Annotated in this window: 23 protein-coding genes; 11 read left to right on the top strand and 12 right to left on the bottom strand. The window is 70.9% G+C overall.

Annotated features, from left to right (window positions below):
* Positions 1-25: 25 nt before the first annotated feature.
* From VFR90_RS16085 to dapC, 6 genes are read right to left on the bottom strand one after another with little or no spacing between them, the layout of a single operon-like run.
* Positions 26-652 carry an ORF6N domain-containing protein gene (locus VFR90_RS16085; RefSeq protein WP_326407172.1) on the bottom strand — a complete coding sequence of 209 codons (627 nt, stop codon included), beginning with the start codon at positions 650-652 and terminating at the stop codon, positions 26-28.
* 51 nt (positions 653-703) lie between these two features.
* A complete protein-coding gene (prmB, locus tag VFR90_RS16080) occupies positions 704-1,567 on the bottom strand; it encodes a 50S ribosomal protein L3 N(5)-glutamine methyltransferase (protein WP_326407171.1) in 864 nt (287 codons plus the stop codon).
* Between the two features lie 10 nt (positions 1,568-1,577).
* Entirely contained in the window at positions 1,578-2,741 is a 1,164-nt protein-coding gene (dapE, locus tag VFR90_RS16075; protein ID WP_326407170.1) for a succinyl-diaminopimelate desuccinylase, read from the bottom strand.
* Positions 2,741-3,919 (bottom strand): PilT/PilU family type 4a pilus ATPase, encoded by a 1,179-nt coding sequence (locus tag VFR90_RS16070; protein ID WP_326407169.1) that lies wholly within the window; start codon positions 3,917-3,919, stop codon positions 2,741-2,743. Before VFR90_RS16070 ends, dapE begins: the two co-directional genes overlap by 1 nt.
* A gap of 33 nt (positions 3,920-3,952) precedes the next feature.
* A complete protein-coding gene (gene dapD, locus VFR90_RS16065; protein ID WP_326407168.1) occupies positions 3,953-4,777 on the bottom strand; it encodes a 2,3,4,5-tetrahydropyridine-2,6-dicarboxylate N-succinyltransferase in 825 nt (274 codons plus the stop codon).
* Complete coding sequence (gene dapC / locus VFR90_RS16060; protein WP_326407167.1) at positions 4,774-5,979, bottom strand: succinyldiaminopimelate transaminase; 1,206 nt, start codon at positions 5,977-5,979, stop codon at positions 4,774-4,776. Before dapC ends, dapD begins: the two co-directional genes overlap by 4 nt.
* 84 nt (positions 5,980-6,063) lie before the next feature.
* On the opposite strand from dapC, the gene VFR90_RS16055 reads away from it, so the two are divergent.
* Positions 6,064-6,546, top strand: a complete 483-nt coding sequence (locus tag VFR90_RS16055) for a MarR family winged helix-turn-helix transcriptional regulator (protein ID WP_326407166.1) — start codon at positions 6,064-6,066, stop codon at positions 6,544-6,546.
* A 15-nt stretch (positions 6,547-6,561) separates the two neighbouring features.
* Here VFR90_RS16055 and queF read toward each other — a convergent pair whose 3' ends face one another.
* Entirely contained in the window at positions 6,562-7,014 is a 453-nt protein-coding gene (gene queF, locus VFR90_RS16050; RefSeq protein WP_326407165.1) for a preQ(1) synthase, read from the bottom strand.
* Positions 7,015-7,173: 159 nt separating this feature from the next.
* On the opposite strand from queF, the gene smc reads away from it, so the two are divergent.
* The 6 genes from smc to def all read left to right on the top strand — a co-directional run bounded on the left by smc (position 7,174) and on the right by def (position 16,703).
* A complete protein-coding gene (gene smc / locus VFR90_RS16045; RefSeq protein WP_326407164.1) occupies positions 7,174-10,728 on the top strand; it encodes a chromosome segregation protein SMC in 3,555 nt (1,184 codons plus the stop codon).
* 118 nt (positions 10,729-10,846) lie between these two features.
* Entirely contained in the window at positions 10,847-11,974 is a 1,128-nt protein-coding gene (locus VFR90_RS16040; protein ID WP_326407163.1) for a cell division protein FtsZ, read from the top strand.
* Positions 11,975-11,978: 4 nt separating this feature from the next.
* Positions 11,979-14,048 (top strand): NAD-dependent DNA ligase LigA, encoded by a 2,070-nt coding sequence (ligA, locus tag VFR90_RS16035; protein ID WP_326407162.1) that lies wholly within the window; start codon positions 11,979-11,981, stop codon positions 14,046-14,048.
* Positions 14,049-14,222: 174 nt separating this feature from the next.
* The gene (locus VFR90_RS16030) at positions 14,223-14,954 is read left to right on the top strand and encodes an SGNH/GDSL hydrolase family protein (RefSeq protein ID WP_326407161.1); all 732 of its coding nucleotides are present in this window, start codon (positions 14,223-14,225) and stop codon (positions 14,952-14,954) included.
* A 22-nt stretch (positions 14,955-14,976) separates the two neighbouring features.
* The gene (locus tag VFR90_RS16025) at positions 14,977-16,116 is read left to right on the top strand and encodes an acyltransferase family protein (protein WP_326407160.1); all 1,140 of its coding nucleotides are present in this window, start codon (positions 14,977-14,979) and stop codon (positions 16,114-16,116) included.
* A 50-nt stretch (positions 16,117-16,166) separates the two neighbouring features.
* Complete coding sequence (def, locus tag VFR90_RS16020; protein WP_326407159.1) at positions 16,167-16,703, top strand: peptide deformylase; 537 nt, start codon at positions 16,167-16,169, stop codon at positions 16,701-16,703.
* 3 nt (positions 16,704-16,706) lie between these two features.
* Here def and VFR90_RS16015 read toward each other — a convergent pair whose 3' ends face one another.
* On the bottom strand, positions 16,707-17,351 hold the full coding sequence (locus VFR90_RS16015; protein ID WP_326407158.1) for an arylesterase: 645 nt from the start codon (positions 17,349-17,351) through the stop codon (positions 16,707-16,709).
* 21 nt (positions 17,352-17,372) lie between these two features.
* Between VFR90_RS16015 and VFR90_RS16010 the strand changes: the two genes are divergently transcribed.
* Positions 17,373-18,065 (top strand): ABC transporter ATP-binding protein, encoded by a 693-nt coding sequence (locus VFR90_RS16010; protein ID WP_326407157.1) that lies wholly within the window; start codon positions 17,373-17,375, stop codon positions 18,063-18,065.
* A gap of 82 nt (positions 18,066-18,147) precedes the next feature.
* Entirely contained in the window at positions 18,148-18,891 is a 744-nt protein-coding gene (rlmB, locus tag VFR90_RS16005) for a 23S rRNA (guanosine(2251)-2'-O)-methyltransferase RlmB (protein WP_326407156.1), read from the top strand.
* Here rlmB and VFR90_RS16000 read toward each other — a convergent pair whose 3' ends face one another.
* Complete coding sequence (locus tag VFR90_RS16000; RefSeq protein WP_326407155.1) at positions 18,892-20,127, bottom strand: MFS transporter; 1,236 nt, start codon at positions 20,125-20,127, stop codon at positions 18,892-18,894. It abuts the gene before it with no gap.
* Positions 20,111-21,121 carry a D-2-hydroxyacid dehydrogenase family protein gene (locus VFR90_RS15995; protein ID WP_326407154.1) on the bottom strand — a complete coding sequence of 337 codons (1,011 nt, stop codon included), beginning with the start codon at positions 21,119-21,121 and terminating at the stop codon, positions 20,111-20,113. Before VFR90_RS15995 ends, VFR90_RS16000 begins: the two co-directional genes overlap by 17 nt.
* A gap of 89 nt (positions 21,122-21,210) precedes the next feature.
* Here VFR90_RS15995 and VFR90_RS15990 point away from each other — a divergent pair, with 89 nt between their 5' ends.
* Together VFR90_RS15990 and VFR90_RS15985 are read left to right on the top strand one after the other, a co-directional pair.
* Entirely contained in the window at positions 21,211-21,720 is a 510-nt protein-coding gene (locus VFR90_RS15990) for a DUF1993 domain-containing protein (RefSeq protein ID WP_326407153.1), read from the top strand.
* 3 nt (positions 21,721-21,723) lie between these two features.
* Positions 21,724-24,171 (top strand): penicillin acylase family protein, encoded by a 2,448-nt coding sequence (locus VFR90_RS15985; protein ID WP_326407152.1) that lies wholly within the window; start codon positions 21,724-21,726, stop codon positions 24,169-24,171.
* A gap of 93 nt (positions 24,172-24,264) precedes the next feature.
* On the opposite strand, the gene VFR90_RS15980 is transcribed toward VFR90_RS15985, so the two are convergent.
* Positions 24,265-24,483 (bottom strand): hypothetical protein, encoded by a 219-nt coding sequence (locus tag VFR90_RS15980; protein WP_326407151.1) that lies wholly within the window; start codon positions 24,481-24,483, stop codon positions 24,265-24,267.
* Between the two features lie 105 nt (positions 24,484-24,588).
* Positions 24,589-25,251, bottom strand: coding sequence for an ankyrin repeat domain-containing protein (locus VFR90_RS15975; protein WP_326407204.1), 663 nt, complete (start codon positions 25,249-25,251; stop codon positions 24,589-24,591).
* Between the last annotated feature and the right edge of the window lie 17 nt (positions 25,252-25,268).

The following is a 25,268-nucleotide window of genomic DNA, read 5'->3' as shown; positions in this document are numbered from 1 at the left end:
GAAAGGACTGCGGGGTCGGAGGCCTTCAGCGTTGGGGCGCCGGGGGCTTCTTGGGGGGAGGGGCGGGGCGTTCCTCGGGCGGCACGAAGCCGATCGGCCGCTTCGGCGGATCGGGCGGCATCGTCAGCGCGCGCAGGGCATCGAACAGGAGCTTGAGCTGGGCGCGCGTCTCGCGGCCGAAGTCGTCGTGCGAGGTGGCCAGCTCGGTCGTCCGGCTTTCCAGCTCGGCGAGGCGACGCGCCAGCTCGCCGTGCGAGGCGACGGCCTGCTTGAGGTGCACGAAGGCGCGCACGACGTGGATCCCCATCTCGACGGCGCGCGGCGAGTTCAGCACGTTGGCGGCCTGGATGGCGCCGTGTTCGGTGAAGGCGTTGGGAAGCGTGCGGGCGTACTTGAGCGCGACGAGGTGGTCGCAATTTGCGACCACCTCGGCCTTCTCCTCGGCCGTCAGCGTGAACATGAAATCCACGGGAAAGCGTTCGGCGTTGCGCTTGACCTGCTCGTTCAGGCGCTTGGTCGGCACGCCGAACAGCAGCGCCAGGTCGGCATCGACGATGACCTTGTGGCCTCGGATCAAGAGGATGCGGCTCTCGATGCGCGGCAGCAACAGCGCCGTCGCGCGAGCCTGCGGCTCGGGTTTGCGTGATTCCATGCTTGTCGGCTCCCCGGGGCCGCGCCCGAGGCGCGGCGCCGCAGTATCGGCTCAGGCTTCGAGCGCCTCGCGGGTGAGCAGCAGCAGCTGATCGTCGCCGGCGCTCGTCGCGAGCCACACGGCTTCGAGTCTCGGAAAGGCGCGCTCGAAGTGCTCGCGCTCGTGGCCGATCTCGAGCACCAGCACCGCGTGCTCGGTCATGCGCGCTGGCGCGTCGCGCAGCAGCACGCGCACGAAATCCATGCCGTCGGCTCCGCCGGCCAGCGCGAGCGCCGGCTCGGCGCGGTACTCCGCCGGCAGCGTGGCCATCGACGCGGCATTGACGTAGGGCGGGTTGCACAGGATGAGGTCGTAAGGTCCCCGCAACGCGGCGAGGCCGTCGGATTCGACGAGCCGGATGCGTCCGGCCAGGCCGTGGCGATCGACGTTGACGCGCGCCACCTCGAGCGCGTCGCGGCTCAGGTCGCCCGCATCGACCTGCACTTCGGGCCAGGCCAGCGCGGCGAGCACCGCGAGGCTTCCATTGCCGGTGCACAGGTCGAGCACGCGGCGCGTGCGATCGCTCAGCCACGCATCGAGCCGGCCGTCGGCCAGCGGCTCGGCGATCAGCGAGCGCGGCACGATCACCCGCTCGTCGACAGTGAACGGCAGGCCCTGCAGCCAGGCTTCGCCGGTCAGGTAGGCGGCCGGCTTGCGGGTCGTGATGCGCCGCTCGATCAGGGCGCCGGCCTGCGCGATGCCATGAACGTCGATCACGCGCGCAGCCTGCTCGTCGAGCGCATCGAGCGGCAGGCCGAGCGCCCACTGCACCAGCCACGCCGCTTCGTCGAAGGCGTTCGCCGTGCCGTGCCCAAACGAAACGCCCGCTTCGGTCAAGCGGGCGCTCTGGGCTTGGATCAGTTCGAGCAGCGTCATGAGATCGGCATCACGACAGCAGCTTCTCCAGCGTCTTGCGGTAGATCTCGGCGAGCGGGCCGATGTCGGCGACCGCGACGTGCTCGTCGATCTGGTGGATGCTCGCGTTGACCGGCCCGCATTCCACGACCTGCGGGCAGATCTGCGCGATGAAGCGGCCGTCGCTGGTGCCGCCGGTGGTGGAAAGCTCGGGCCGGCGGCCGGTCACCTCGCCGATCGAGTCGGACAGCGCCGCGATCAGCGAGCCGGGCCGGGTGAGGAAGGGCCGCCCGCCGAGGCTCCATGCGATCGCATGCGGCAGCGCATGACGCGCGAGCACGGCTTCGACGCGCGACTGCAGCGACTCGGGCGTCGATTCGGTCGAGAAGCGGAAATTGAAGTCGAGCGTCGCGGTGCCGGGGATCACGTTGCCCGCGCCGGTGCCGGCATTCAGGTTCGAGACCTGGAAACTCGTCGGAGGGAAGTGTTCGTTGCCACCGTCCCAGTGCATCGCGACCAGCTCGGCGAGCACCGGCGCGAGCCGATGGATCGGATTGTTGGCGAGCTGCGGGTAGGCGATGTGGCCTTGCACGCCATGCACCGTGAGCCGCGCCGAGAGCGAACCGCGCCGACCGTTCTTCACCGTGTCGCCGAGCGACTTCACCGAGGTCGGCTCGCCGACGATGCAGGCATCGATGCGCTCGCCGCGCTCTTGCAGCCAGCGCACGAGCTGGGTTGTGCCGTCCAGCGCCGGGCCCTCCTCGTCGCTGGTGACCAGGAAGCCGATCGTGCCGGCGTGCCCCGGCTGCGCGGCGACGAAGGCCTCGGCCGCGACGACCATGCAGGCGATCGAGGTCTTCATGTCGGCCGCGCCGCGGCCGTAGAGACGGCCGTCGCGATGCGTCGGCACGAAGGGGTCGCTGTGCCAGCGATCGAGCGGGCCGGTCGGTACCACGTCGGTGTGGCCGGCAAAGGCGAGCGTCGGGCCGGGCCTGGCGCCGCGGCGCCAGGCCCAGAGGTTGCGCACGCGAAAGTCGTCGGGGCCGCTGTCGATGCGCTGCGTCTCGAAGCCGGCGGCCCGCAGGCGCTCGGCGATCAGATCCTGGCAGCCGGCGTCGTCGGGCGTGACCGAGGCGCGGGCGATCAGCCGCTCGGCGAGCCGCAGCGCCTCGGCCGCACGCTGGTCCGCGTCCATCAACCCCGCACGGGCTGCGGACGGCGGGTTTCGTCGCGCACGTCGAGCGTGATCTCGGTGAACGACGGCTCGTCGTCCTTCTCGGGCTTCTTCACCAGCAGCTTCGACTGGCCGCTCGACTCGTTGTCGAGCCGCCACATGAGATTGGTCGGCGAATCGGCATACGCCAGGCCTTCGTCGCGGGTGATCGTGCCGTCGCCGATGAGCCGCGCAAGTTCCTGCTCGAAGGTCTGGGATCCTTCGGCGAGCGACTGCTCCATCGCTTCCTTGACCGCGCTGAATTCGCCCTGGGCGATCAGGTCGGCGGTGAGCTTGCTGTTCATCATCACTTCGACCGCCGGCACCCGGCCGCCGGCCGACGCGCGCACCAGCCGCTGCGACACCACCGCCTTCAAGGCGGATGACAGGTCGCCCAGCAGCACGCTGCGGGCTTCAGGCGTGTAGAAGCTCAGGATCCGGCCCAGCGCGTGGTAGCTGTTGTTCGCGTGCAGCGTGCTGACCACCAGGTGGCCCGACAACGCGTAGCTGATCGCCGCGGTCATCGTCTCGCGGTCGCGGATTTCGCCGATCAGGATGCAGTCGGGCGCCTGGCGAAGGGCGTTCTTCAGGCCGATCTGGAGGCTTTGCGTGTCGCGGCCGACCTCGCGCTGGTTGACGATCGCCTTCTTGTTCGAGAACAGGAACTCGATCGGATCCTCGATCGTGAGGATGTGGCCGGCGAGGTTGCGGTTGCGGTGCTCGAGCATCGACGCGAGCGTCGTGCTCTTGCCGGTGCCGGTGGCCCCGACGAGCAGGATCAGGCCGCGCTTCTCGAGGATCAGCGTGTTCAGGATCTCGGGCAGGCGCAGCGTGTCGAGCGTCGGAATGTCGATCGGGATGCAGCGGAACACCGCCGCGAGCGAGCCGCGCTGGCGGAAGGCCGAGAGACGGAAGCTGCCGATGCCCGAAACGCCGAAACCGACGTTGAGCTCGCCCATCTCGTCGAGCTCTTCGAGCTGCTGCGCCGAAAGCACTTCGGCGAGCAGCTGCCGTGGCTGGTCGGGCTTGAGCACCTGCTCGGACAGTTGCAGCAGCTGCCCGTTGATCTTGATCTGGATCGGCGCGTTGGCGGTGAGGTAGACGTCCGAGGCCTTCTTCTCGGCCATCAGGCGCAGCACGCGCTCCATGTTTCCGCTCATGCCGGTCCTTTCGTGACTGCGGTCGAGGACGCCTCACTCGCCCCGCAGCAATTCGTTGATGCTCGTCTTCGCGCGCGTCTGCGCATCGACTTTCTTGACGATCACCGCACAGTACAACGAGTACTTGCCGTCGGCCGAGGGCAAATTGCCCGAAACCACGACGGAGCCGGCCGGAATGCGGCCGTAGCTGACGGTGCCGGTCGCGCGGTCGTAGATCTTGGTGCTTTGCCCGATGTACACGCCCATGCTGATCACCGAGTTCTCCTCGACGATCACGCCTTCGACGACTTCGCTGCGCGCGCCGATGAAGCAGTTGTCCTCGATGATCGTCGGGTTGGCCTGCAGCGGCTCCAGCACGCCGCCGATGCCGACACCGCCCGACAGATGCACGTTCTTGCCGATCTGTGCGCAGCTGCCGACCGTGGCCCAGGTGTCGACCATCGTGCCTTCGTCGACGTAGGCGCCGATGTTCACGTAGCTCGGCATCAGCACGACGTTCTTCGCGATGTAGCTGCCGCGGCGCGCGACCGCCGGCGGCACGACCCGCACGCCTGTCGCACGCATCGCCTCTTCGTCGAGGTGGGCGAACTTCGTGCCGACCTTGTCGAAGAAGCCGAGGTCGCCGGCGCGCATCACCTTGTTGTCGTTGAGGCGGAAGCTCAGCAGCACCGCCTTCTTGATCCACTGGTTCACCTTCCACCGGCCGACGCCTTCGCGTTCGGCGACGCGCAGCCGACCCTTGTTGAGGTCGGAAATCGTGTCTTCGACGGCCTCGCGCACGTTCGGCGCGTTGAGCGCGGTGATCTGCGCGCGGCCCTCCCAGGCGAGGTCGATGATTTCCTGTTGGGTGGTGCTCATGGGCTGCGGATGAAGGAGACGATGCGATCGGCGGCTTCGACGCATTCGTCGAGACCGGCGACCAGGGCGAGCCGGACCCGGCCGCGTCCGGGGTGGACGCCCCGCGCTGGGCGCGAGAGATAGCTGCCGGGAAGGACGGCGACATTGTAGGAAGCGAGCAACTGCCGGGTGAAGGCCGCGTCGTCGTCGAAGCCCTCGGGCAGCCGCGGCCACAGGTAGAACCCCGCCTCCGGGCGGCCGACGTCCATCACGCCGGCCAGCATCGGCGTGACCCGCTCGAACTTCTGGCGGTACAGGGCGCGGTTCGCCTCAACGTGGCCTTCGTCGTTCCAGGCCGCGATGCTGGCGCGTTGCACGGCGAGGCCCATCGCCGCGCCGTGGTAGGTGCGGTAGAGCAGGAAGTCGCGCAGGAGCTTCGCGTCGCCGGCGACGAAGCCCGAGCGCAAGCCTGGCACGTTGCTGCGCTTTGAAAGGCTGGTCAGCGCGATCAGGCGCCGGAAGTCGTCGCGGCCGAGCGCCTTCGCGGCCTGCAAGCTGCCCAGCGGCGGCTGGTCGAACCAGATCTCGGAGTAGCACTCGTCCGAGGCGATCACGAAGCCGTGGCGGTCGCTCAGCTCGAACAGCCGCTGCCACTCGGCCAGCGGCATCACCGCGCCGGTGGGGTTGCCCGGCGAGCAGACGTAGAGCAGCTGGGTGCGGGCCCAGGTCGCGTCGTCGATGCCGGCCCAGTCGACCGAGAAATCGCCCCGCGCTTCGGCGGCCGGGTCGCCGTTCGCGAACACCGGTTCGGCACCGGCGAGCAGCGCCGCGCCTTCGTAGATTTGATAGAACGGATTGGGGCAGACGACCGCAGCGCCGGGCTTCGAGCCATCGACCACCGTCTGCGCGAGCGCGAACAAGGCCTCGCGCGTGCCGGCCACCGGCAGCACCTGCGTCGCTGCATCGAGCCTCACGCCGTAGCGCCGCTCGACCCAGCCGGCGCAGGCTTCGCGCAAGGCCGGCTCGCCGATCGTCGAGGGGTAGCTCGCAAGCCCGTCGAGCGCGCTGACCAGCGCCTCCTTGATGAAGGCCGGCGTCGGATGCTTGGGCTCGCCGATGCCCAGCGAGATGGGCGCCAGTGCCGGGTTCGGCGTGACGCCGCGCGTCAGCTCGCGCAGCCGTTCGAAGGGGTAGGGCTGCAACAGCGCGAGGCGGGGATTCATGGCGCCCGATTATCGGCATCGGCGCAGGGCCATCGGCCGTAAATCCCTTGCGAACAATAGACTTGGGCGCAACTGTCGATGACCATGGCCACCCCTCGCAAACTCCCCACCTCCGCGCCGCTGATCCGCCCCGAGATGTCGCTGGATCAGCAGCTGTGCTTCGCGCTGTACTCGGCGTCGCTCGCGATGACCAAGGTCTACCGGCCGCTGCTCGCGCGCCTGGGCCTGACCTACCCGCAGTACGTCGTGATGCTCGCGCTGTGGGAGTACGACGGCCTGTCGATCGGCGAACTCGGCGAGCGCGTCGCACTCGACTCGGGCACGCTGACGCCGCTGCTCAAGCGGATGCAGGCGCTCGGCCTGGTCGAGCGCACCCGCAGCGCGGCCGACGAGCGCCTGGTGCTTGTGACGCTCACCCGTGCCGGCCGCGAGCTCGCGGCGCGGGCCGAAGCGATCGTCGGCGAGATCGCCGACGCCGACGGCTGCACGATGCGCGAACGCCAGGCGCTGACGCAGACGCTGCAGTCGCTGCGCGGCTCGCTGCTGGGGCACGCGGCGCAGCAATAGCCGGATCGGGGCGCTTCAGCGCCCCGCGGGCACCGGCAGGTCGAGCGGCAGCGCCGCCTTCCAGCCCTTCTTGCGGTGCTCGGCCACCACGGTGGTCGTGATGCCGCCGCGCACGAACCACAGCGCGTGGATGCGCGCATAGCGCGGCTTCGTCGTCGCGACGATCTTCGTCAGGATGTCGTTGGTGACCTTTTCGTGGAAGGCGCCCTCGTCGCGGAAGCTCCACATGTACATCTTCAGGCTCTTGAGCTCGACGCACAGCGCGTCGCAGACCATGTCGATCATGAAGTGCGCGAAGTCGGGCTGGCCCGTCAGCGGGCACAGGCAGGTGAACTCGGGGATGTCGAAGCGGATCAGGTAGTCCCGGCCGGGCTCCGGGTTCGCGAACACATGCAGCTCCTTCGACGGCGCACTCGGCGGGTTCGGCGGAAGCGGTCGTTCGGTGGGCTGTAAACGGGGGCGGGACATCGGCTTGCTGCAGGCGGCGCGAGGCGTCTCGCGAGGGGCGCGATGCTATCCTCCGCGCCCATCGAGAACCGGCTCCCAAGCCGGTTTTGCCATTCTTGGATCGGCCTTTCGGGGGTCACCCGGTCCAGCGCGATGCGCGCCTCGGGAACGTCCAGAAAGATGCGCCTCAACTCGATCAAGCTTTCCGGCTTCAAGTCCTTCGCCGACCCGACGAACTTCCAGCTGCCGGGGCAGCTGGTCGGCGTCGTCGGCCCGAACGGCTGCGGCAAGTCCAACATCATGGATGCCGTGCGCTGGGTGCTCGGCGAGAGCAAGGCCAGCGAGCTGCGCGGCGAGTCGATGCAGGACGTGATCTTCAACGGCTCGGGGCAGCGCAAGCCGGCGGGGCGCGCGAGCGTCGAGCTGGTGTTCGACAACAGCGCGGCGCGTGCCGGCGGTGCCTGGAACCAGTTCACCGAGATAGCGGTGAAGCGCGTGTTGACCCGCGACGGCAGCTCCAGCTACTACATCAACAACCAGGCGGTGCGCCGGCGCGACGTGCAGGACGTCTTCCTCGGCACCGGCCTCGGGCCGCGTGCCTACGCGATCATCGGCCAGGGCACGATCAGCCGGATCATCGAGAGCAAGCCCGAGGAGCTGCGCCTCTTCCTCGAAGAGGCCGCCGGCGTCAGCAAGTACAAGGAGCGCCGCCGCGAGACGGAGAACCGGCTGAAGGACACGCGCGAAAACCTCCAGCGCGTCGACGACATCCTGCGCGAGCTGAACGCCAACCTCGAAAAGCTCGAGAAGCAGGCCGAGGTCGCGAGCCGCTACCGCGGCCTGCAGGAGCAGGGCACGACCAAGCTGCACCAGCTGTGGTTCCTGAAGCATCGCGACGCCTCGGCCGAGCACGAGCGCGTCCGGCTCGCGGCGATCGAGGCCGGCAACGCGCTCGAAGCGCGCGTCGCCGAGCTGCGCCACGTCGAGGCCGAACTGGAGACGCTGCGCCAGCAGCACTACGACGCCGGCGACACGCTGCATGCCGCGCAAGGTCTCCTCGCGGAAGCTGCGACCGAAGTGAGCCGGCTCGAGGAGCGCATCCGCTACGTCGTCGAAGGCCGCGAGCGTGCCGAGGCGCGGCTGGCGGCGATCGCCGCGCAGAACGACGACTGGAGCCGCCGCCGCGGCGAGGCCGAGGCCGAGCGCGCCGATCTCGACGGCCGGATCGCCGAAGCCGACGAGCAGGCCGCGACGCTCGCCGCTCAGGCCGAGGACCAGTCGCAGGCGCTGCCCTCGATCGAGGAGGCGGTGCAGGCCGCGCAGGCGCGCAGCAACGAGCAGCGCAGCAAGGCGCAGCAGGTGCAGCAGCAGATCCAGCTGCTCGCGGCCGAGTCGCGCGGCATCGACGAGCAGGCCCGCTCGCTGCATCAGCGCCGCGAACGCCTTGCGGCCGAGAAGCAGGGACTGGCCGCGCCCGACGAAGCGCGGCTGGCGTCGCTGCGCGGCCGGCACGCCGAGCGCGAAGCGCGCCAGACCGAGCTGAACGCCCGGCTGGAGGAGGCCGGCGAGGCGCTGCCCCGGCTCGAAGACGAGCGCCGGCTCCGCCAAGACGAAGCCAACGCCGAATCGGCCCGGCACGCCGAGCTGAGCGCGCGGCTCGACGCGCTGCGCGCACTGCAGGAGCGCGTGCAGGCCGGCGGCAAGCTCAAGCCCTGGCTCGCCAAGCACGGCCTCGACAGCCTCGCCGGCCTGTGGACCAAGCTGCACATCGAGCCCGGCTGGGAGCCGGCGCTCGAAGCCGCACTGCGCGAACGGCTGGCGGCGCTGGAGATCGGCCGCATCGAGACGGCCCGCGCCTTCGAGGCGGATGCGCCGCCGACGCGGCTCGCGTTCTACACGCGTTCCGGCGGCGACCACCGACACGCTCCGGTGCCCGCCAGCGCGCAGCAGGCGCCCGGCAATCCGCAGCCTTTGCCGAAGCTGCGCAGCCTGCTCAAGCCGGTCGGCGACGTCGACCTCGGTGCGCTGCTCGACGACTGGCTGGAAGGGGTCTACACGGCCGCCTCGCTCGACGAGGCGCTCGCGCAGCGCGGCCGGCTCGGCCACGGCGAGGTGATCCTCACCCGCGCCGGCCATGCGGTCAGCGGCTTCGCGGTCAGCTTCTACGCGCCCGACTCCGAGCAGGCCGGCTTGCTGGCCCGCGCGCAGGAGATCGAAAGCCTGGTCGATCAGCTGCGGGCGCAGTCGCTGATCGCCGACGGCTCGCGCTCGGCGCTGGTGCGGGCCGAGGCCGCCTGCACCGATGCGCAAGCGCGGCTGGCCGGCGCGCGGCGCGAAGCCGGCGAGGGCCAGACGGCGCTGCACGACCTGCAGGTCGAGGTGCTGCGCCTCGGCCAGCTCGTCGAAGCCACCGGCGCCCGCCGTGCGCAGATCGACGACGAGCTCGCCGAGATCGACGCCGGCCTCGAGGCGCTGCAGGAACGCCGCAGCGTCGGCGAGGCGCGCTTCGAGGAGCTCGACATGGCGCTGGCCGACGAGCAGCAGAAGCACGCCGAGCTCGAAGAGGCGGTGATCGAGGCGCAGCGCGTGCTCGGCCAGGCGCGCGAGCAGCAGCGCCGGCTCGAACGCGAGGCACAGGAAGCGCAGTTCGCGTCGCGCTCGCTGGCTGCGCGGCAGGGCGAACTCGCGCGCGCGATCGAGACGGCCGTCGCGCAGGTCGAAGCGAACGAGGCGAACGCCGCCCAGTTGCGCGAGGAGCTCGCGCGCCTGACCGACACCGCGGCGCAAAGCGGCCTGCAGGCCGCGCTCGCCGTGAAGCTCGAACGCGAGCAGGCGCTGGGCGCGATGCGCAGCGGCTACGACGACCTGACCGCCCGGCTGCGCCGCGCCGACGAGCAGCGCCTGGGCTTCGAGCGCAGCCTCGATCCGCTGCGCGAGCGCATCGGCAAGCTGCAGCTCGAGGAACAGGCCGCGCAGCTCGGCGGCGCGCAGTACATGGAGCAGTTGAGCGCGGCCGGGGTCGATCTCGTCGTGCTCGGCCAGGCCGTCGAAGCCGGCGGCGTCAAGCTGCAGGGGCTGCAGGGCGAGATCGACCGCATCAACCGCGAGATCGCCGCGCTCGGCGCGGTGAATCTCGCGGCGCTCGAAGAGCTGGGCGCCGCGCGGGAACGCAAGGGCTTCCTCGACGCGCAATCGGCCGACCTGATCGACGCGATGACCACGCTCGAAGACGCGATCAAGAAGATCGACCTCGAAACCCGCGATCTGCTGAAGTCCACCTTCGACATCGTCAACGAACACTTCGGCCGGATGTTCCCGGAGCTCTTCGGCGGCGGCCAGGCCCGGCTCGTGATGACCGGCGACGAGATCCTCGACGCCGGCGTGCAGGTGATGGCGCAGCCGCCCGGCAAGAAGAACAGCACGATCCACCTGCTGTCCGGTGGCGAGAAGGCGCTGACGGCCATCGCGCTGGTGTTCGCGATCTTCCAGCTGAACCCGGCGCCGTTCTGCCTGCTCGACGAAGTCGACGCGCCGCTCGACGACGCGAACACCGACCGCTACGCGAAGCTCGTCAAGCAGATGTCGCTCGGCACGCAGTTCCTCTTCATCAGCCACAACAAGATCGCGATGGAGATGGCGGGCCAGCTGATCGGCGTGACGATGCAGGAGCAGGGCGTCTCGCGCATCGTGGCGGTCGACATGGACGAAGCGGTCTCGATGGCCGAAGCCGCCTGATGTTGACCCCCCCCGTTGCGGCTTCGCCGCTCCCCCCCAGGGGGGCGCCGCTGGCGGACCGGCGAAGCCGGATCCGCGGCGGCCGCTTGTGGTTCGGCCGTTTCCGAATGGTCGTCGGATGACTTCTTTGCAGGCGGGCTTGGCGATCCTCGGCGCCTTGCTGCTCGCCGGGCTGGGCGCCCACACCGCATGGCGCCTGCGCGGCACGAAGCCGCGCGCGGAGCCGGCGGCGCCGCTGCAAGCGGGCCGCGTCGAGCCGGGCGAGCTGGTGGAGCCGCAGCTCGGGCCGATGGCGCCGATGGACGGCGAGGGCGTCGTCGCCGAGGTGCTGCGCGCGGAGGCGGACGCGCCGCCGGCGGAGGCCGGCGCGCCCGAGCGCATCGAGCCGGCTTTCGTCGCGCCGCCGCGGCCGCTCGTGCGCACCGCGCCGGCGCTCGACGCGCTGCTCGACGCGATCGCGCAGCTCACGATCGAGCAGCCGATCGCCGGCGAGGCCGCGATCGCGCACCTGCCGGCGACACGCCGCGCGGGCAACAAGCCGCTGCTGATTGAAGGGCTCGACACCGAGACGGGCACCTGGGAGACGCTGCAGCCCGGCCGCCGCTACGGCGAGTTCCAGGCCGGGGTGCAGCTTGCGAACCGTGCGGGCGCGCTCAACGAGATCGAGTATTCGGAGTTCGTGCAGAAGGTGCAGGCCTTCGCCGACGGCCTCGGCGCCGCGGTCGATTTCCCCGACATGCTCGATGCGGTCGCGCGCGCCCGCGAACTCGACGCCTTCGCCGCCGACCACGACGCGCAGCTCGTGATGCGCCTGGCCTGCGGCCGCGCCGCGTGGACGCTTGGCTATGTGCAGCAGCACGCGCAGCGCCACGGCTTCGTGCCGGGCGTGCTGCCCGGCCGGCTGGTGCTGCCGGCGGCCGACACGGGCGCGCCGCCGGTGCTGCTGCTGCAGTTCGATGCGCAGGCCGCGCTTGCCGAAGAACCTCAGAACGCGCCGCTGCGCGAGCTGCGCCTCGTGTTCGACGCGCCGCAGACGGCGCGCGACGAGCAGCCCTTCGTTGCCTGGTGCGCGGCCGGCGAGGCGCTGTCGCTGGCGCTGGACGCGAGCCTGCTCGACGACCGCGGTCAGGCGCTGAACACCGCCGCCTTCGAGTCGATCGGCAAGGAGCTCGAACGCCTCTACACGGCGCTGGCCGAGCGCGATCTCGCGGCCGGCTCGCCGGCGGCACGCCGGCTGTTCAGCTAGGACGATGGTCGGGCCGTCGTCGCTCGCCGAAGCCACCGGGCGCGCGCTGGCGCTGCGCGCGCAGATCAAGCACCACGCCGAGCGCTACTACACCCACGATGCGCCGGAAATCCCGGACGCCGACTATGACGCGCTGTTTCGCGAGCTCGAAGCGATCGAGGCCGCGTACCCCGAACTGATCACCCCCGACTCGCCGACGCAGCGCGTGATCGGCGGCGTGCTCGAAGGCCTGCAGCCGGTGCGGCATGCGGTGCCGATGCTGTCGATCAAGACCGAGACCGACACCACCGCGGCCGGCGCGCTGCGCTTCGATGCGTCGATGCGCAGCGCGCTGAAGCTGGCCGACGACGCACCGGCGCTCGCCTATTGCGCCGAGCTGAAGTTCGACGGCCTCGCGATCGGCTTGCGCTACGAAAGCGGACGGCTGGTGCAGGCCGCGACCCGCGGCGACGGCGAGACCGGCGAGGACGTGACGCACACCGTCGGCACGATCGCGTCGATCCCGAAGCGCCTGCCCGGCGTCGATGCGAAGGTGCTGGAGGTCCGCGGCGAGGTCTTCATGCGCCGCGATGCCTTCGAGGCGCTCAACGAGCGGCAGCGCGCGGCCGGCGCGCGGCTTTTCGTCAACCCGCGCAACGCCGCGGCCGGCATCGTGCGGCAGCTCGACGCGAGCATCGCGAAACAGCGGCCGCTGTCCTTCTTCGCCTACGCGCTCGGCGCGGTCGACGGCTGGGACGCGCCGCCCTTGCAGTCGAAGCTGCTCGAAGCACTGAAGGCGCTTGGGCTGCCGGTCAACGACGACTGGCGGGTCGCGGAGGGCGGCGAAGGGCTCGCGGCCTTCCACGCCGGCATCGCCGCGAAGCGCGACGCGCTGCCCTTCGACATCGACGGCGTCGTCTACAAGCTCGACGACCGCGCGCTGCAGGCGCAGCTCGGCTTCAAGTCACGCGAGCCGCGCTGGGCGGTCGCGCACAAGTACCCGGCGCAGGAACAGACGACGCGGCTGAAGGCGATCGAGGTGCAGGTCGGCCGCACCGGCAAGCTGACGCCGGTGGCGAAGCTGGAGCCGGTGTTCGTCGGCGGCACCACCGTCAGCAACGTGACGCTGCACAACCGCTTCGACCTGCGCCGGCGCGGCGTGCGCGTCGGCGACCAGGTGATCGTGCGGCGCGCGGGCGACGTGATCCCGGAGATCGTCGGCCGCGTGCCCGGTGCCCGATCGGCCCGATCGAAGAACTTCGCGATGCCGCGGGAATGCCCGATCTGCGGCAGCGCCGTCGTGCGCGAACGCGGCAGCATCGACTACCGCTGCTCCGGCGGCCTGTTCTGCGCCGCGCAGCGCAAGGAGGCGCTGCTGCATTTCGCAGGGCGGCGCGCGATGGACATCGAAGGCCTGGGCGACCGGCTGGTCGAGCAGCTGGTCGGCGAGGGCGCCGATGGCGAACAGCGGCCGGCGCACGTCAAGACGCTGCCCGACCTGTACCGACTCGACGCCGCGACGCTGGCGGGCCTCGAGCGCATGGCCGAGAAAAGCGCGCGCAACCTGGTCGACGCGATCGAGCGCAGCAAGCGCACCACGCTGGCGCGCTTCCTGTTCGCGCTGGGGATTCGCCAGGTCGGCGAGGCGACCGCGAAAGACCTGGCGCGGCATTTCGGCAGGCTCGACCGGGTGATGGACGCGAGCGTCGAGCAGTTGCTGGAGGTCGCCGACATCGGGCCGATCGTCGCCGAGAGCATCCGAACCTTTTTCGCGCAGCCCCACAACCGCGAGGTGGTGGAAGGCTTGCGCCGCTGCGGCATCGTCTGGGACGAGCACGAAGGCGAGGCCGACACCACGCCGAAGCCGCTGGCCGGCCAGACCTTCGTGCTGACCGGCACGCTTTCCACGCTGTCGCGCGAGGACGCCAAGGCGCTGATCGAGGCGGCCGGCGGCAAGGTGGCCGGCGCGGTGTCGAAGAAGACGCGATTCGTGGTCGCGGGCAGCGAAGCGGGCGGCAAACTTGACAAGGCCCAGGCGCTCGGCGTGCCGGTGATCGACGAAGCCGGCCTGCTGGCCCTGCTGCCGAAGCGCTGAACACCGCCGCGAGGCGGCCGATGCGTACCGTGCTGTAACGCACATCCGGCCGCGCCCCAGGGCCGGGGCGCCGGCAGCTTGCGTCTGATTACATCGACGGGCGCGGCGGGCCGGGCAGGTCGCCGGCTTGCCGTGGCTCGCTGCGCTGCCGGCCGGGCCGGCCGCGCCGCCCCGATGACGCCGCCCTTCCTGCCCCGCTGCTTCGCCGCCCTCGGCCTCACGCTCGCGCTCGCCTGCGCGGCGGCGGCATCGCGCGCGGCCGAGCGCCCGATCCGCGTGATGCCACTCGGCGACTCCATCACCGAAGCCTGCTGCTGGCGTGATCTGCTCTACGCGGGACTGCGCCAGCTCGGGCTCGACGTCGATTTCGTCGGCTCGCGCGGCGGCCCGCTGTCGCCGCCCGGCAAGGACTGGAACCACGAAGGCCACGGCGGCTACCGCGTCACCGACCTGCTGAAGCCGGCCGGCACCGGCGAGCCGTCGCGCCGTGGACTCGCGGGCGACCGGCGCGACCTGCAGGCCTGGTTCGGCCCGCAGAACGATGCGCCCGACATCGTGCTGATGCACTTCGGCACCAACGATCGCTGGGGCGGCATCGCGCCGGCGCGGATCCTCGAAGCCTATGGGGCGGTGCTGGCGGCGGCGCGCGAGCGCAACCCGCAGGTCACGCTGCTCGTTGCGCAGATCGTGCCGATGGCCAACGGCGTCGATGTGCGCGCGCTGAACGAGGCGATCCCACGGTGGGCGCGCGAGCACGACACGCCGCGCTCGCGCGTGATCGTCGTCGACCACGCGAGCGGTTTCGACAGCCGCTGGACGCTCGACGGCGTCCACCCGAACCCCACCACCGGATCGCAATGGATGGCCGACCGCTGGTTCGCCGCGCTGCGCCCGCTCCTCGACTGACACCGAAGGAAGACCGACCCCGATGCATGCACGCAACCCCCGACTGCCCGCGATCGACGGCCTGCGCGGCGCCTCCGTCCTGCTCGTGATGGCGAGCCACCTGCTCGGCGACGCCGGGTACCACTGGGTGCCGGGTGGGCTCGGCGTGATGGTGTTCTTCGTGATCTCGGGCTTCGTGATCACGCGCATGCTGCTCACGCAGGCTGCACAGGGGCCGATCGCGCTGGGTCCGTTCTACCTGCGGCGCTTCTTCCGGCTGACGCCGGCGCTGCTGGTCTATGTGCTGACGTGCGACCTGCTGCTGCAGGTCTGCGGCGTCGAGCTGCCCTGGAGCGCGATCGGTGCCGCGCTCTTCTACTACGCGAACTACTTCAACCTGTTCGCGCCGACGGTGGTGCTGGGGCCGGACGCCATCGTCTCGCCCTTGGCGGTGGTGTGGTCGCTCGCGGTCGAGGAGCACTTCTACCTGGTCTTTCCGCTGGTGCTGCTCGCGCTGCTGCACAAGCCGCGGCGGCTGGAGCAGGCGCTGCTCGGCTTCATGGTGGCCTCGCTGCTGTGGCGTTGCGTGCTGGTGTTCGGCATCGGCCTCGAGCAGATGCCGAACGACCGGATCTTCATGGCCAGCGACACGCGGCTCGACTCGATCGCCTTCGGCTGCTGGCTCGGCGCGGCGATGCACCGCGCGCAGCGGCCCGGCGAGGCGCGTGTGAAGCGGCTGGTCGATGCGCTCGGGCAGCCGGCGATGGTGGCGGCCGGTCTCGTGCTGCTGTTCGTCACGCTGGTGGTGCGGCAGGAGGCGTGGCGCGAGACGCTGCGCTACTCGCTGCAGGGCGTCGCGCTGCTGCCGCTGATGTGCGCGCTGGCCACCCGCGGTCGGCCACTCGGCGGCCTGCGCGCGCTGCTCGAAAGCCGGCCGATGCTGTTCTTCGGCGCGATCAGCTACTCGCTGTACCTCTATCACTTCCTCGCCATCACGCTGGCGAACCTGCTGTGGCCGGGCGTCTCGCCATGGCTGCGGCTTTCAATGGCGGCCGCGCTGGGCCTGGGCATGGCGGTGCTGTCCTACCTGCTGATCGAGACGCCGTTGCGCCGCAGCGGCGCGCGCTGGGCCGACGAATTGCAGCGGCGCCGGCAGGGCGGGCTGCCGCACGCGGCGACCTGAGGCTTCCGGCGCTCGCTATCCTCGGCGCTCGTCCCACAAGCACCGGAACCATGGCCGTCCGTCCGATCCTGAAGATGGGCGACGCGCGCCTGCTGCGCGTCGCGCAGCCGGTGCGCGCGTTCGACACGCCCGAGCTGCACGCGCTGGTCGCCGACCTGTTCGACACGATGGAAGCGGCCAACGGCGCCGGCCTGGCCGCGCCGCAGATCGGCGTCGATCTGCAGGTCGTGATCTTCGGCTTCACGCGCAACGGCCGCTATCCGGAGGCCCCGCCGGTGCCACGCACGGTGCTGGTCAACCCGCTCATCACGCCGCTGGCCGACGAAGAAGAGGAGGGCTGGGAAGGCTGCCTCTCGGTGCCCGGGCTGCGCGGCGTGGTGCCGCGCTGGAGGCGCATCCGCTACGCCGGCTTCGATGCGCGAGGGCAGGCCATCGACCGCGATGCCGAGGGCTTCCATGCCCGCGTCGTGCAGCACGAATGCGACCACCTGATCGGCAAGCTCTACCCGATGCGCGTGCGCGACTTCTCGCGCTTCGGTTTCACCGAGGTGCTGTTCCCCGGGCTCGACGCGAGCGCCGACGACTGAAGCTCAGCGCAGCAGCGGCCGCAGCAGCGGCCAGACGTTCGCCAGCATCGTCGGCTGCGCCTTCTCGTTCGGGTGGATGCGGTCGCTCTGGAACAGCTCGGGCGCCTTCGGCGTGTCGCCGACGTCCTTCAGGAAGAAGGGCAGCAGGCTCGCGTTCTCGTCCTTCGCGACCTTCGCGTACATCGCCGCGAAGTCCTCGTTGTACTGGCGGCCATAGTTCGGCGGCACCTGCATGCCCAGCAGCAGCACCTTCGCGCCGGCGGCCTTCGCGGCGCGCGTCATCGCGGCGAGGTTGGCCGCGGTGCCCGACAGCGGCAGGCCGCGCAGCGCGTCGTTGCCGCCGAGCTCGATCACGACGACCGCCGGCCTGTGCTGCGCCAGCAGCGCCGCGAGCCGCGCGCGGCCCCCGGCGGTCGTGTCGCCGCTGATGCTGGCGTTAACGACGCTCGCGGCGATCTTCTCGTCGGCGAGCTTGCGCTCCAGCAGCGCGACCCAGCCGCTGCCGCGTTGCAGGCCGTACTCGGCCGAGAGGCTGTCGCCGAGCACCAGCACCACCGGCTTGCTTGCCTGAGCCCGGCCGATGGCCGCGGGGCCGAGCAGCGCGAGCGCTGCGAGTCGCTTGATACAGTGCCGCCGCCCCGAAGCCATCGTCGTCCGATCCCCGCATCCATGAATGCCGCAGTAGCCGACGCGAAGGCCGCGCCGATCATCGCCGTCGAACACCTCAGCAAGCGCGTGCGCGATGCTTCGGGCGAGCTGACGATCCTCCACGATATCGACTTCATGCTCGCGCCGCGCGAGTCGGCCGCGATCGTCGGAGCGTCGGGCTCAGGCAAGAGCAGCCTGCTGGCGATCATCGCCGGGCTCGACGTACCGAGCGAGGGCCGCGTGATGCTGGCCGGCAGCGATCTCTTCGCGATCGACGAGGACGCCCGTGCCGCGGTGCGCGCCGAGAAGCTCGGCTTCGTGTTCCAAAGCTTCCAGTTGATGGCGAACCTGACGGCGCTCGAGAACGTGATGCTGCCGCTCGAGCTGCAAGGCCGCGGCGATGCGCGCGCGGCGGCGACCGAGATGCTCCAGCGCGTGGGCCTCGGCGAGCGCCTCGGCCACTACCCGAAGGTGCTGTCGGGCGGCGAGCAGCAGCGTGTCGCGCTGGCGCGCGCTTTCGTCGTGAAGCCGGCGGTGCTGCTCGCCGACGAGCCCACCGGCAGCCTCGACTTCGCCACCGGCGAGCGCGTGATGGCGCTCATGTTCGAGCTCAACCGCGAGCAGGGCACGACGCTGGTGCTGGTGACGCACGATCGATCGATCGCTGCGCGCTGCGATCGGCAGATCCGCATCGAAGCTGGGCGCATCACGTGAGCGCGGTCGCGCCAGCCGTTGCGAAGCAAGGCACGCGCGCTGCCCGTCGTCGCCTGCGAAGTCGCTCTGGGCGCATCGTCTGATGGCGCGGATCCTGTTCGGCTTCCATGCGGTGACGGTGCGCATCAAGACCGCGCCGGGCTCCGTCGCCGAGGTGCACATCGACGCGACGCGGCGCGACGCGCGCATGCGCCAGTTCGTCGAGCGCGCGCGCGAGGCGGGCATCAGGCTGATCGAGAGCGAGGAGCTTCGGCTGCAGGCGCTTGCCGGCACGCACCGGCACCAGGGCGTGGTCGCAAAGGTGGCGGAGCTGCCGGCGGCGAAGTCGCTCGACGATCTGCTCGACCGCGTCGAAGGCGAGGGCGGCACGCCGCTGCTGCTGGTGCTCGACGGCGTGACGGATCCGCACAACCTCGGTGCCTGCCTGCGCGTGGCCGACGGCGCCGGCGCGCAGGCCGTGATCGCGCCGAAAGACCACGCGGTCGGCGTCAACGCGACGGTCGCGAAGGTCGCGAGCGGCGCCGCCGAGTCGGTGCCTTACTTCATGGTCACCAACCTCGCGCGCACGCTGGGCGAGCTGAAGGAGCGCAACGTCTGGGTCGTCGGCACCGCCGACGATGCGCCGCACGGCCTCTACGACGCCGATCTCCGCCGGCCGCTCGCGCTGGTGCTCGGTGCGGAAGGCGCCGGCTTGCGCCAGCTCACGCGCAAGACGTGCGACGAGCTGGTCGCGCTGCCGATGGCCGGCGCGGTCGAGAGCCTGAACGTCTCGGTCGCCAGCGGCGTGTGCCTTTACGAAGCGGTGCGGCAGCGCGGCCGCGGCTGATCAAGCGGCGGCTGCGCGCAGCCGGCACTGCCGGCTCGCCCACAGGCTGAGCGCCAGCGCCACGAGGCTCCAGCCGAGCGCGACCCAGTGCAGGTTGGCGTACGCGGCCGCGCCGCTCGCGCCCTGCGCGCCGACCATCGCGCCGCCGCTGGCCGCACCGACCGCCTGGCCGAGGTAGATGCCGGACGTGTTCAGCGCCATCAGCGCCGGCGCGAGTGCCGGTGCCGCCTCGCCCAGCCGCGCCTGCTGCGCCGAATTGCAGGCGAAGAAGCTGAACGCCCACGGCAGCATCACGAGCAAGAGCAGCGGCAGGCTGGTGCCCAGCGGCCACAGCAGCATCGTCGTGGCGACCATCACGAGCAGCACCGCGACCGCACGGCCGGCGCCGACGCGATCGACATGGCGCGACAGCAGCACGTTGCCGATGAAGCCGCAGGCGCCGAAGGCCGCGAACATCAGGCTGATCTGCGTGGCGTCGGCGGCGAGCACCTGCTTGAAGTAGGGCGCGAAGTAGACGAACACGGTGAACTGGCCGGAGCCCGCGACGGCGGTCACCGCGACGATCGCCATCAGCAGCGGGTCGGTGAAGATCCGCTTCCACGCGCGCAGGTCCATCGCCGGCGGGCGGATCCCGCCCGGCATCACCGCCCGCAGCCACACCGCGCCGATCGCCGCGAGCAGCGCGACCAGCCCGAAGGCCCAGCGCCAGCCGAAGGCTTCGCCGATGTAGCTGTGCAGCGGCAGTCCGAACACCGAGGCGACCGACCAGCCGAGGAAGACGAAGGTGATCGCACGGCCGCGCTCGGCCGGCGGCGCGAGCGAGCCGATCGCCGCGGCCGCCTGGGGCGTGAAGACGGCGGCGGCCAGCATCGTGGCCGCGCGCACCGGCAGCAGCGCGGCATAGCTCGGCACCAGCGCGCACAGCAGGTGGCCCAGGCCGTACCAGGCGAGCGCGAGCACCAGCAGCCGGCGCCGATCGATGCGGCCGACGGCCGCGGCCATCAGCGGCGCGCCGAGGCACATGACGATCGCCGCCGCGGTGATCAGCTGGCCGCCGATCGCGACGCTCACGTCGAGCGAGCGCGTCAGGTCGTTCAGCGAGCCGGGCACGACCATCACGCCGCAGCCGATCACGAAGTTGCCGTACAGCAGCGCCCAGCGCGACGACGCGAGCGAATGCCCGGCGCCGGGAATCGTCGCGGTCGCGGGGGTGACTGCCTCAGGCGCGAGTGCCATGCAGCGCTTCGGGGTTCACCAGGTTCGCGGGCGCGCCCGCGATGAAGGCGACGACGTTCTCGAACGCGGTGCGGAACATCCGCTCGTAGTGGTCGAGTTCGACGAAGCCGAGGTGCGGCGTGCAGATCACGTTCTCGAGCCGCAGCAGCGGCGTGCCGGCCATGATGGGCTCGGACTCGAACACGTCGATCGCCGCCATGCCGGGCCGGCCCCGGTTGAGCGCGGCGACCAGCGCGTTGTCCTGCAGCAGCTCGGCGCGGGAGGTGTTGACGAACAGCGCGGCCGGCTTCATCCGTGAGAGGTCGTCGAAGCCGATCAGGCCGCGGGTGGCCTCGGCCAGCCGCAGGTGCAGGCTCAGCACGTCGGCCTCCTCGAAGAATGCCGCGCGCGACGACGCGGCCTCGCAGCCTTCCGCGCGCGCCTTGTAGCGCGAGGCCTCGCTGCCCCAGACGATCACCTTCATGCCGAAGGCCCGGCCGTAGTTCGCGACCCGCTGGCCGATGCGCCCGTAGCCCCAGACGCCGAGCGTCTTGCCTTCGAGCAGCACGCCCAGCCCGAAGTTGGCCGGCATCGACTGCGACTTCAGCCCCGACTGCTGCCAGGCGCCATGTTTCAGGCTCGCGATGTACTGCGGCAGCCGGCGCATCGCCGCCATGATCAGCGCCCAGGTGAACTCGGCGGTGGCGGTCGGCGTGCTGCCGCCTTCGGCGACCGCGATGCCCGCGCGGGTGCAGGCTTCGACGTCGATGTGCGGCCCGACGCGGCCGGTCTGGGCGATCAGCTTGAGCCTCGGCAGCTTCTCGACCAGCGCGCGCGGAAAGGGCGTGCGCTCGCGGATCGGCACGACGATGTCGGCGTCGCGCAGGCGCACCGAAAGCTGGCCGATGCCCTTGACCGTGTTGGTGAAGACCTTCGCGCTGTAGCCGTCGAGCAGGCTCGCACAGGCCAGCTTGCGCACGGCATCCTGGTAGTCGTCGAGGATCACGATGTTCATGGCCGATTCATTGTGCCGCGCGGCCCTGCGGCGCAGCGCCAAGGCTGGCATGCTGGCGCTCCCCGATCACGACCCACCCGGAGACGCCCATGTCGATCACGATGCACTCGGCCGCCGCGCCGATCTACCAGACGATGCTGCGCAACCTCTCGAAGTGGCTCGACAAGGCCCAGGCGCATGCCAAGGCCAAGGGCTTCGACGCCGACACGCTGCTCACCGCGCGGCTCGCGCCTGACATGCTGCCGCTGCGCAACCAGATCCAGATCGCCTGCGACACCGCGAAGTTCGGCCTTTCGCGGCTGGCCGGCATCGAGGCGCCGAAGTTCGCCGACGACGAGCAGACGCTCGCCCAACTGCAGCAGCGCATCGCGCAGACGCTGGCGTTCATCGAGTCGGTGCCGGCGGCTTCGGTCGACGGCAGCGAAGACAAGCCCGTCAGCGTGCCGATCCGCGGCCGCGACCCGCTGCAGTTCACCGGCGAGCAGTACCTGCGCCACTTCGCGCTGCCGAACTTCTTCTTCCACGTGACGACCGCCTACGGCCTGCTGCGCCACAACGGGGTCGAGCTCGGCAAGGGCGACTACCTGCGCGGCGGCTGAGGCGTGAGCTGGCCCAAGCGCATCCTGCTCGGCCTCGCGACGCTGCTCGCGATCGCCGCCGGCGCGGCCGGGCTCTACGCGAGCCAGGCGCTGCCGGTGACGCAAGGCACCTTGCCGGTCGCGGGCGTGAAGGCGAACATCGTCATCGAGCGCGACGCGCACGGCATCCCCACGATCCGCGCGCGCTCGCCGCAGGACGCCTGGTTCGGCCTCGGCTTCGTGCATGCGCAGGACCGGCTGTGGCAGCTGGAGACGCACAAGCGCATCGCGGCCGGCCGGCTCGCCGAAGCCTTCGGGCCGAGCGCACTCGAGACCGATCGCTTCCTGCGCGCGCTCGGCGTGCGCGCCAGCGCCGAACGGCAATGGGGCCAGGCCTCGCTCGAGCTGCGCGAGATGCTCGAGGCCTACACCGCCGGCATCAATGCCTACCTGGCCGACCACCTGCGCGCGCGGCCGCCGGAATTCGTGCTGCTCGGCCTGCAGCCCGAGCCCTGGACGCCGGTCGACAGCATCGGCTGGACCGGCATGATGGCCTGGGACCTCGGCGGCAACTGGCAGGCCGAGCTGCTGCGCATGCGCCTGGCCGCGTCGATGCCGACGGCGCGCATCCGTCAGCTGCTGCCGCCTTACCCCGGCGAGGAGCCGCTGGAGACGCAGGACTACGCGGCGCTCTACAAGGCGCTCGGCGTGTACGGCCCGGAAGTGGTGCCGCCGCGCACGGCGCAAGCGACGCTGCCGTTCGATCCGCTGGCCGCGAACGTCGAAGGCACCGGCTCGAACAACTGGGCGGTCGCCGGCAAGCGCAGCGTGACCGGCCGGCCGCTGCTCGCCAACGATCCGCACCTGAAGCTCGGCAGCCCGGCGCTCTGGTACCTGGCGCGGCTGGAGGCGCCCGGCCTGCACGTGGCCGGCGCGACGATGCCCGGGCTGCCGATCGTCGTTCTCGGCCAGAACCGCGACATCGCCTGGGGCTTCACCAACACCGCGCCCGACGTGCAGGACCTCTACATCGAGCGCATCGACCAGAGCCAGCCGAGCCGCTACGAGACGCCCGACGGCTGGAACGACTTCGAGACCCGCGAGGAGACGATCCGCGTCAAGGGGCAGGGCGACGTGAGCTTCACCGCGCGGCGCACGCGCCATGGGCCGGTGATCTCCGACGCGCAGACGCCCGCCACCGCCGGCCTCACCGGCCAGGGCGCGACGCGCTACGCCCTCGCGCTGCGCTGGACCGCCCTCGACGACGATGCGGCCGCCTCGTCGCTCGAGGCCGGGCTGGCGTTCAACCGCGCCACGTCGGTCGCCGGCTTCGTCGCCGCGTCACGCAAGAACGTCGCGCCGATGCAGAACATGCTGGTCGCCGATGCCGAGCGCATCGCGCTGGTGTCGGCGGGCAGGGTGCCGCTGCGCTCGCCGGACAACGATCTGAAAGGGCTTGCGCCGGCGCCCGGCTGGCTGGCCCGCTACGGCTGGACCGGGTTCGTTCCAGCCACCGAGACCCCGCGCGAACTGGACCCGGCGCGCGGCTGGCTCGCCAGCGCCAACCAGCGCGTCCACGGCCCCGAATACCCGCATTTCCTGACCAGCGAATGGACGCTGCCCTACCGCCAGCAGCGCATCGAACAGCTGTTGACGGCGCGACCGCTGCACAGCCTCGACAGCTTCGCGACGATGCAGTCCGACGTGCTCTCGCTCGCGACGCTGCGACTGCTGCCGTACGCGCAGGCGGCGCGACCGGACCATGCGCTGGCCGAGGCCGCGCAGCGCCGGCTGAAGGCCTTCGACGGCTCGATGACGGCCGACGGCGCCGCGCCCTTGATTTTTTCGGCCTGGGTTCGCCACCTGACGCGCCGGGTGTTCGAGGACGACCTGGGCCCCGATCTGTTCGCGCGCCAGCTCGGCTCGCGCAGCTTTCGGGACGCGCTCGAGCGCGTCGTCGAGCGCGACGACCGCAGCTGGTGCGACGACCAGCGAACCCGCCCGATCGAAACCTGCAGCAGCCGCGCCGATGCGGCGCTGACCGACGCGCTCGACGAACTCCAGGCCCGACAGGGCAGGGACGTCGCGCAATGGCGCTGGGGCGAGGCGCACCAGGCCCGTGCCGAGCACCGGCCGTTCAGCCGCGTGCCGGCGCTGGCGCGCTTCTTCGAGTTGAGGGTGCCGGTCGGCGGCGATGCGTTCACCATCAACGCGGCGCGGCCCACGCTGTGGCCCGACGGCACGACCGGCGAGGTCGACCTCAACGAGCACGGCCCGAGCTTCCGGGCCCTGTACGACTTGAACGATCGGCGCCGCTCGCGGCTCGTCGTCTCCAGCGGCCAGAGCGGCCTGCCGTTCAGCCGGCATCACGCCGACCAGATGCGCCGGTGGGCGCGGGGCGCCTACGTGCCGGCGTGGTCGGATGGAGGAGACGAGGAGCGGCTGACGCTCGTCGCGAAGTCGAGGCCTTGATCGCGATTCGCAGGAATCGCTTTAACTTTACATAACACACATCAGCGCGGCCACGGTGCTGACGCAACAAGCCGGCTCTGCGCCGGCCTAGGCTCAGCTGAGGCGCTCGTCGTCGGCCGCGTCGGCGGCGAATTCGTCGTCGAGCTCGATCGCGTCGTCCGCGGTGCGTGGGATCAGCGGCTTGTCGAGCGGCCGGCAGATGCGGCTTTGCAGGCGACCGAGGCGGCCGGACTTCTCGATCGTCGCGAACACGACTTCGGGCTCCATCAGGAGCGCGAAGGGATTGGCGGACAGGACTTCGGTCGTGTGCATCGGGGACCTCATGGATCGAACGGTGCACTCAATGTAGGCAGCGCCCTCACGCCGGCCCAGTCGGGGCCGCGCCAAAGGCCGTGTCGGAATTCATCCGACACGGCGTCATCGCGGCGCGTTACCGCGTTCGAGGGGATCGACCTTGACGCGCTCGCGCAGCGCGGCCGCCAGCCGCTCGCGACCGGAGCGGGCAGCCAGGTCGGCGGCGGTGGCGTCGTTCTCGTCGCGCAGCTGTGGATCGGCACCGGTCGCCAGCAGCGTGCCGATCACCTCCTCGCTCGCATGCAGGGCCGCAAGCATCAGCGGCGTGCGCCGGTTCGGCGCGCGCGCGTCGAGCCGGGCACCGTGCTGCAGCAACAGCCGCGTGACAGGCAGCGAGTCGCCGGCGGCGGCGTAATGCAGCGGCGTCCAGCCGGAGGCCGGCGCCACCTCGGCGCCCCGCTCGATCAGCACCTCGCAGACCTCGAGCCGCCCTTTCAGCGCGGCCATCATCAAGGGCGTCTCGCCGCTCGCGTTGCGCGCGTTCGGGTCGAGCCCGGGCGCCTTCGCGAGCGCCAGCGCGGTCTGCCACGACTCGACCAGCAAGGCCCGCACGATCGCCGGCTGGCCATTCGGATCGCGGGCGTTCGCATCGAAGCCCTTGTCGATCCAGGCTCGTACTTCGCCGGGATCGTCGCGGATCAGTGCGCGAAAGAAGTCGTCGTAAGAACCCGCTTTAACACTGCACGAAAAGCAAGCTGCGACAACGGCATAGACGACCTTCTTCATGTTCACGGCGAACTGTG

Source organism: Methylibium sp., from assembly GCF_035762065.1.
In the GTDB taxonomy this organism is placed as follows: Bacteria; Pseudomonadota; Gammaproteobacteria; order Burkholderiales; family Burkholderiaceae_C; genus Methylibium.
Note: the sequence above shows the minus strand (reverse complement) of the source record. Positions and strands in the feature narration are given on the sequence as shown.

Coding starts and splice junctions, on each gene's coding strand:
- VFR90_RS16070 (WP_326407169.1), bottom strand. CDS start 3,919: ATGAGCGGAAACATGGAGCGCGTGCTGCGCCTGATGGCCGAGAAGAAG.
- smc (WP_326407164.1), top strand. CDS start 7,174: ATGCGCCTCAACTCGATCAAGCTTTCCGGCTTCAAGTCCTTCGCCGAC.
- VFR90_RS16025 (WP_326407160.1), top strand. CDS start 14,977: ATGCATGCACGCAACCCCCGACTGCCCGCGATCGACGGCCTGCGCGGC.
- VFR90_RS16015 (WP_326407158.1), bottom strand. CDS start 17,351: ATGGCTTCGGGGCGGCGGCACTGTATCAAGCGACTCGCAGCGCTCGCG.
- VFR90_RS16085 (WP_326407172.1), bottom strand. CDS start 652: ATGGAATCACGCAAACCCGAGCCGCAGGCTCGCGCGACGGCGCTGTTG.
- VFR90_RS15990 (WP_326407153.1), top strand. CDS start 21,211: ATGTCGATCACGATGCACTCGGCCGCCGCGCCGATCTACCAGACGATG.
- VFR90_RS15975 (WP_326407204.1), bottom strand. CDS start 25,251: ATGAAGAAGGTCGTCTATGCCGTTGTCGCAGCTTGCTTTTCGTGCAGT.
- VFR90_RS15995 (WP_326407154.1), bottom strand. CDS start 21,121: ATGAACATCGTGATCCTCGACGACTACCAGGATGCCGTGCGCAAGCTG.
- VFR90_RS16000 (WP_326407155.1), bottom strand. CDS start 20,127: ATGGCACTCGCGCCTGAGGCAGTCACCCCCGCGACCGCGACGATTCCC.
- VFR90_RS16055 (WP_326407166.1), top strand. CDS start 6,064: ATGGCCACCCCTCGCAAACTCCCCACCTCCGCGCCGCTGATCCGCCCC.
- rlmB (WP_326407156.1), top strand. CDS start 18,148: ATGGCGCGGATCCTGTTCGGCTTCCATGCGGTGACGGTGCGCATCAAG.
- dapE (WP_326407170.1), bottom strand. CDS start 2,741: ATGGACGCGGACCAGCGTGCGGCCGAGGCGCTGCGGCTCGCCGAGCGG.
- dapD (WP_326407168.1), bottom strand. CDS start 4,777: ATGAGCACCACCCAACAGGAAATCATCGACCTCGCCTGGGAGGGCCGC.
- VFR90_RS16040 (WP_326407163.1), top strand. CDS start 10,847: ATGACTTCTTTGCAGGCGGGCTTGGCGATCCTCGGCGCCTTGCTGCTC.
- ligA (WP_326407162.1), top strand. CDS start 11,979: ATGGTCGGGCCGTCGTCGCTCGCCGAAGCCACCGGGCGCGCGCTGGCG.
- VFR90_RS16030 (WP_326407161.1), top strand. CDS start 14,223: ATGACGCCGCCCTTCCTGCCCCGCTGCTTCGCCGCCCTCGGCCTCACG.
- queF (WP_326407165.1), bottom strand. CDS start 7,014: ATGTCCCGCCCCCGTTTACAGCCCACCGAACGACCGCTTCCGCCGAAC.
- VFR90_RS15980 (WP_326407151.1), bottom strand. CDS start 24,483: ATGCACACGACCGAAGTCCTGTCCGCCAATCCCTTCGCGCTCCTGATG.
- VFR90_RS16010 (WP_326407157.1), top strand. CDS start 17,373: ATGAATGCCGCAGTAGCCGACGCGAAGGCCGCGCCGATCATCGCCGTC.
- prmB (WP_326407171.1), bottom strand. CDS start 1,567: ATGACGCTGCTCGAACTGATCCAAGCCCAGAGCGCCCGCTTGACCGAA.
- dapC (WP_326407167.1), bottom strand. CDS start 5,979: ATGAATCCCCGCCTCGCGCTGTTGCAGCCCTACCCCTTCGAACGGCTG.
- def (WP_326407159.1), top strand. CDS start 16,167: ATGGCCGTCCGTCCGATCCTGAAGATGGGCGACGCGCGCCTGCTGCGC.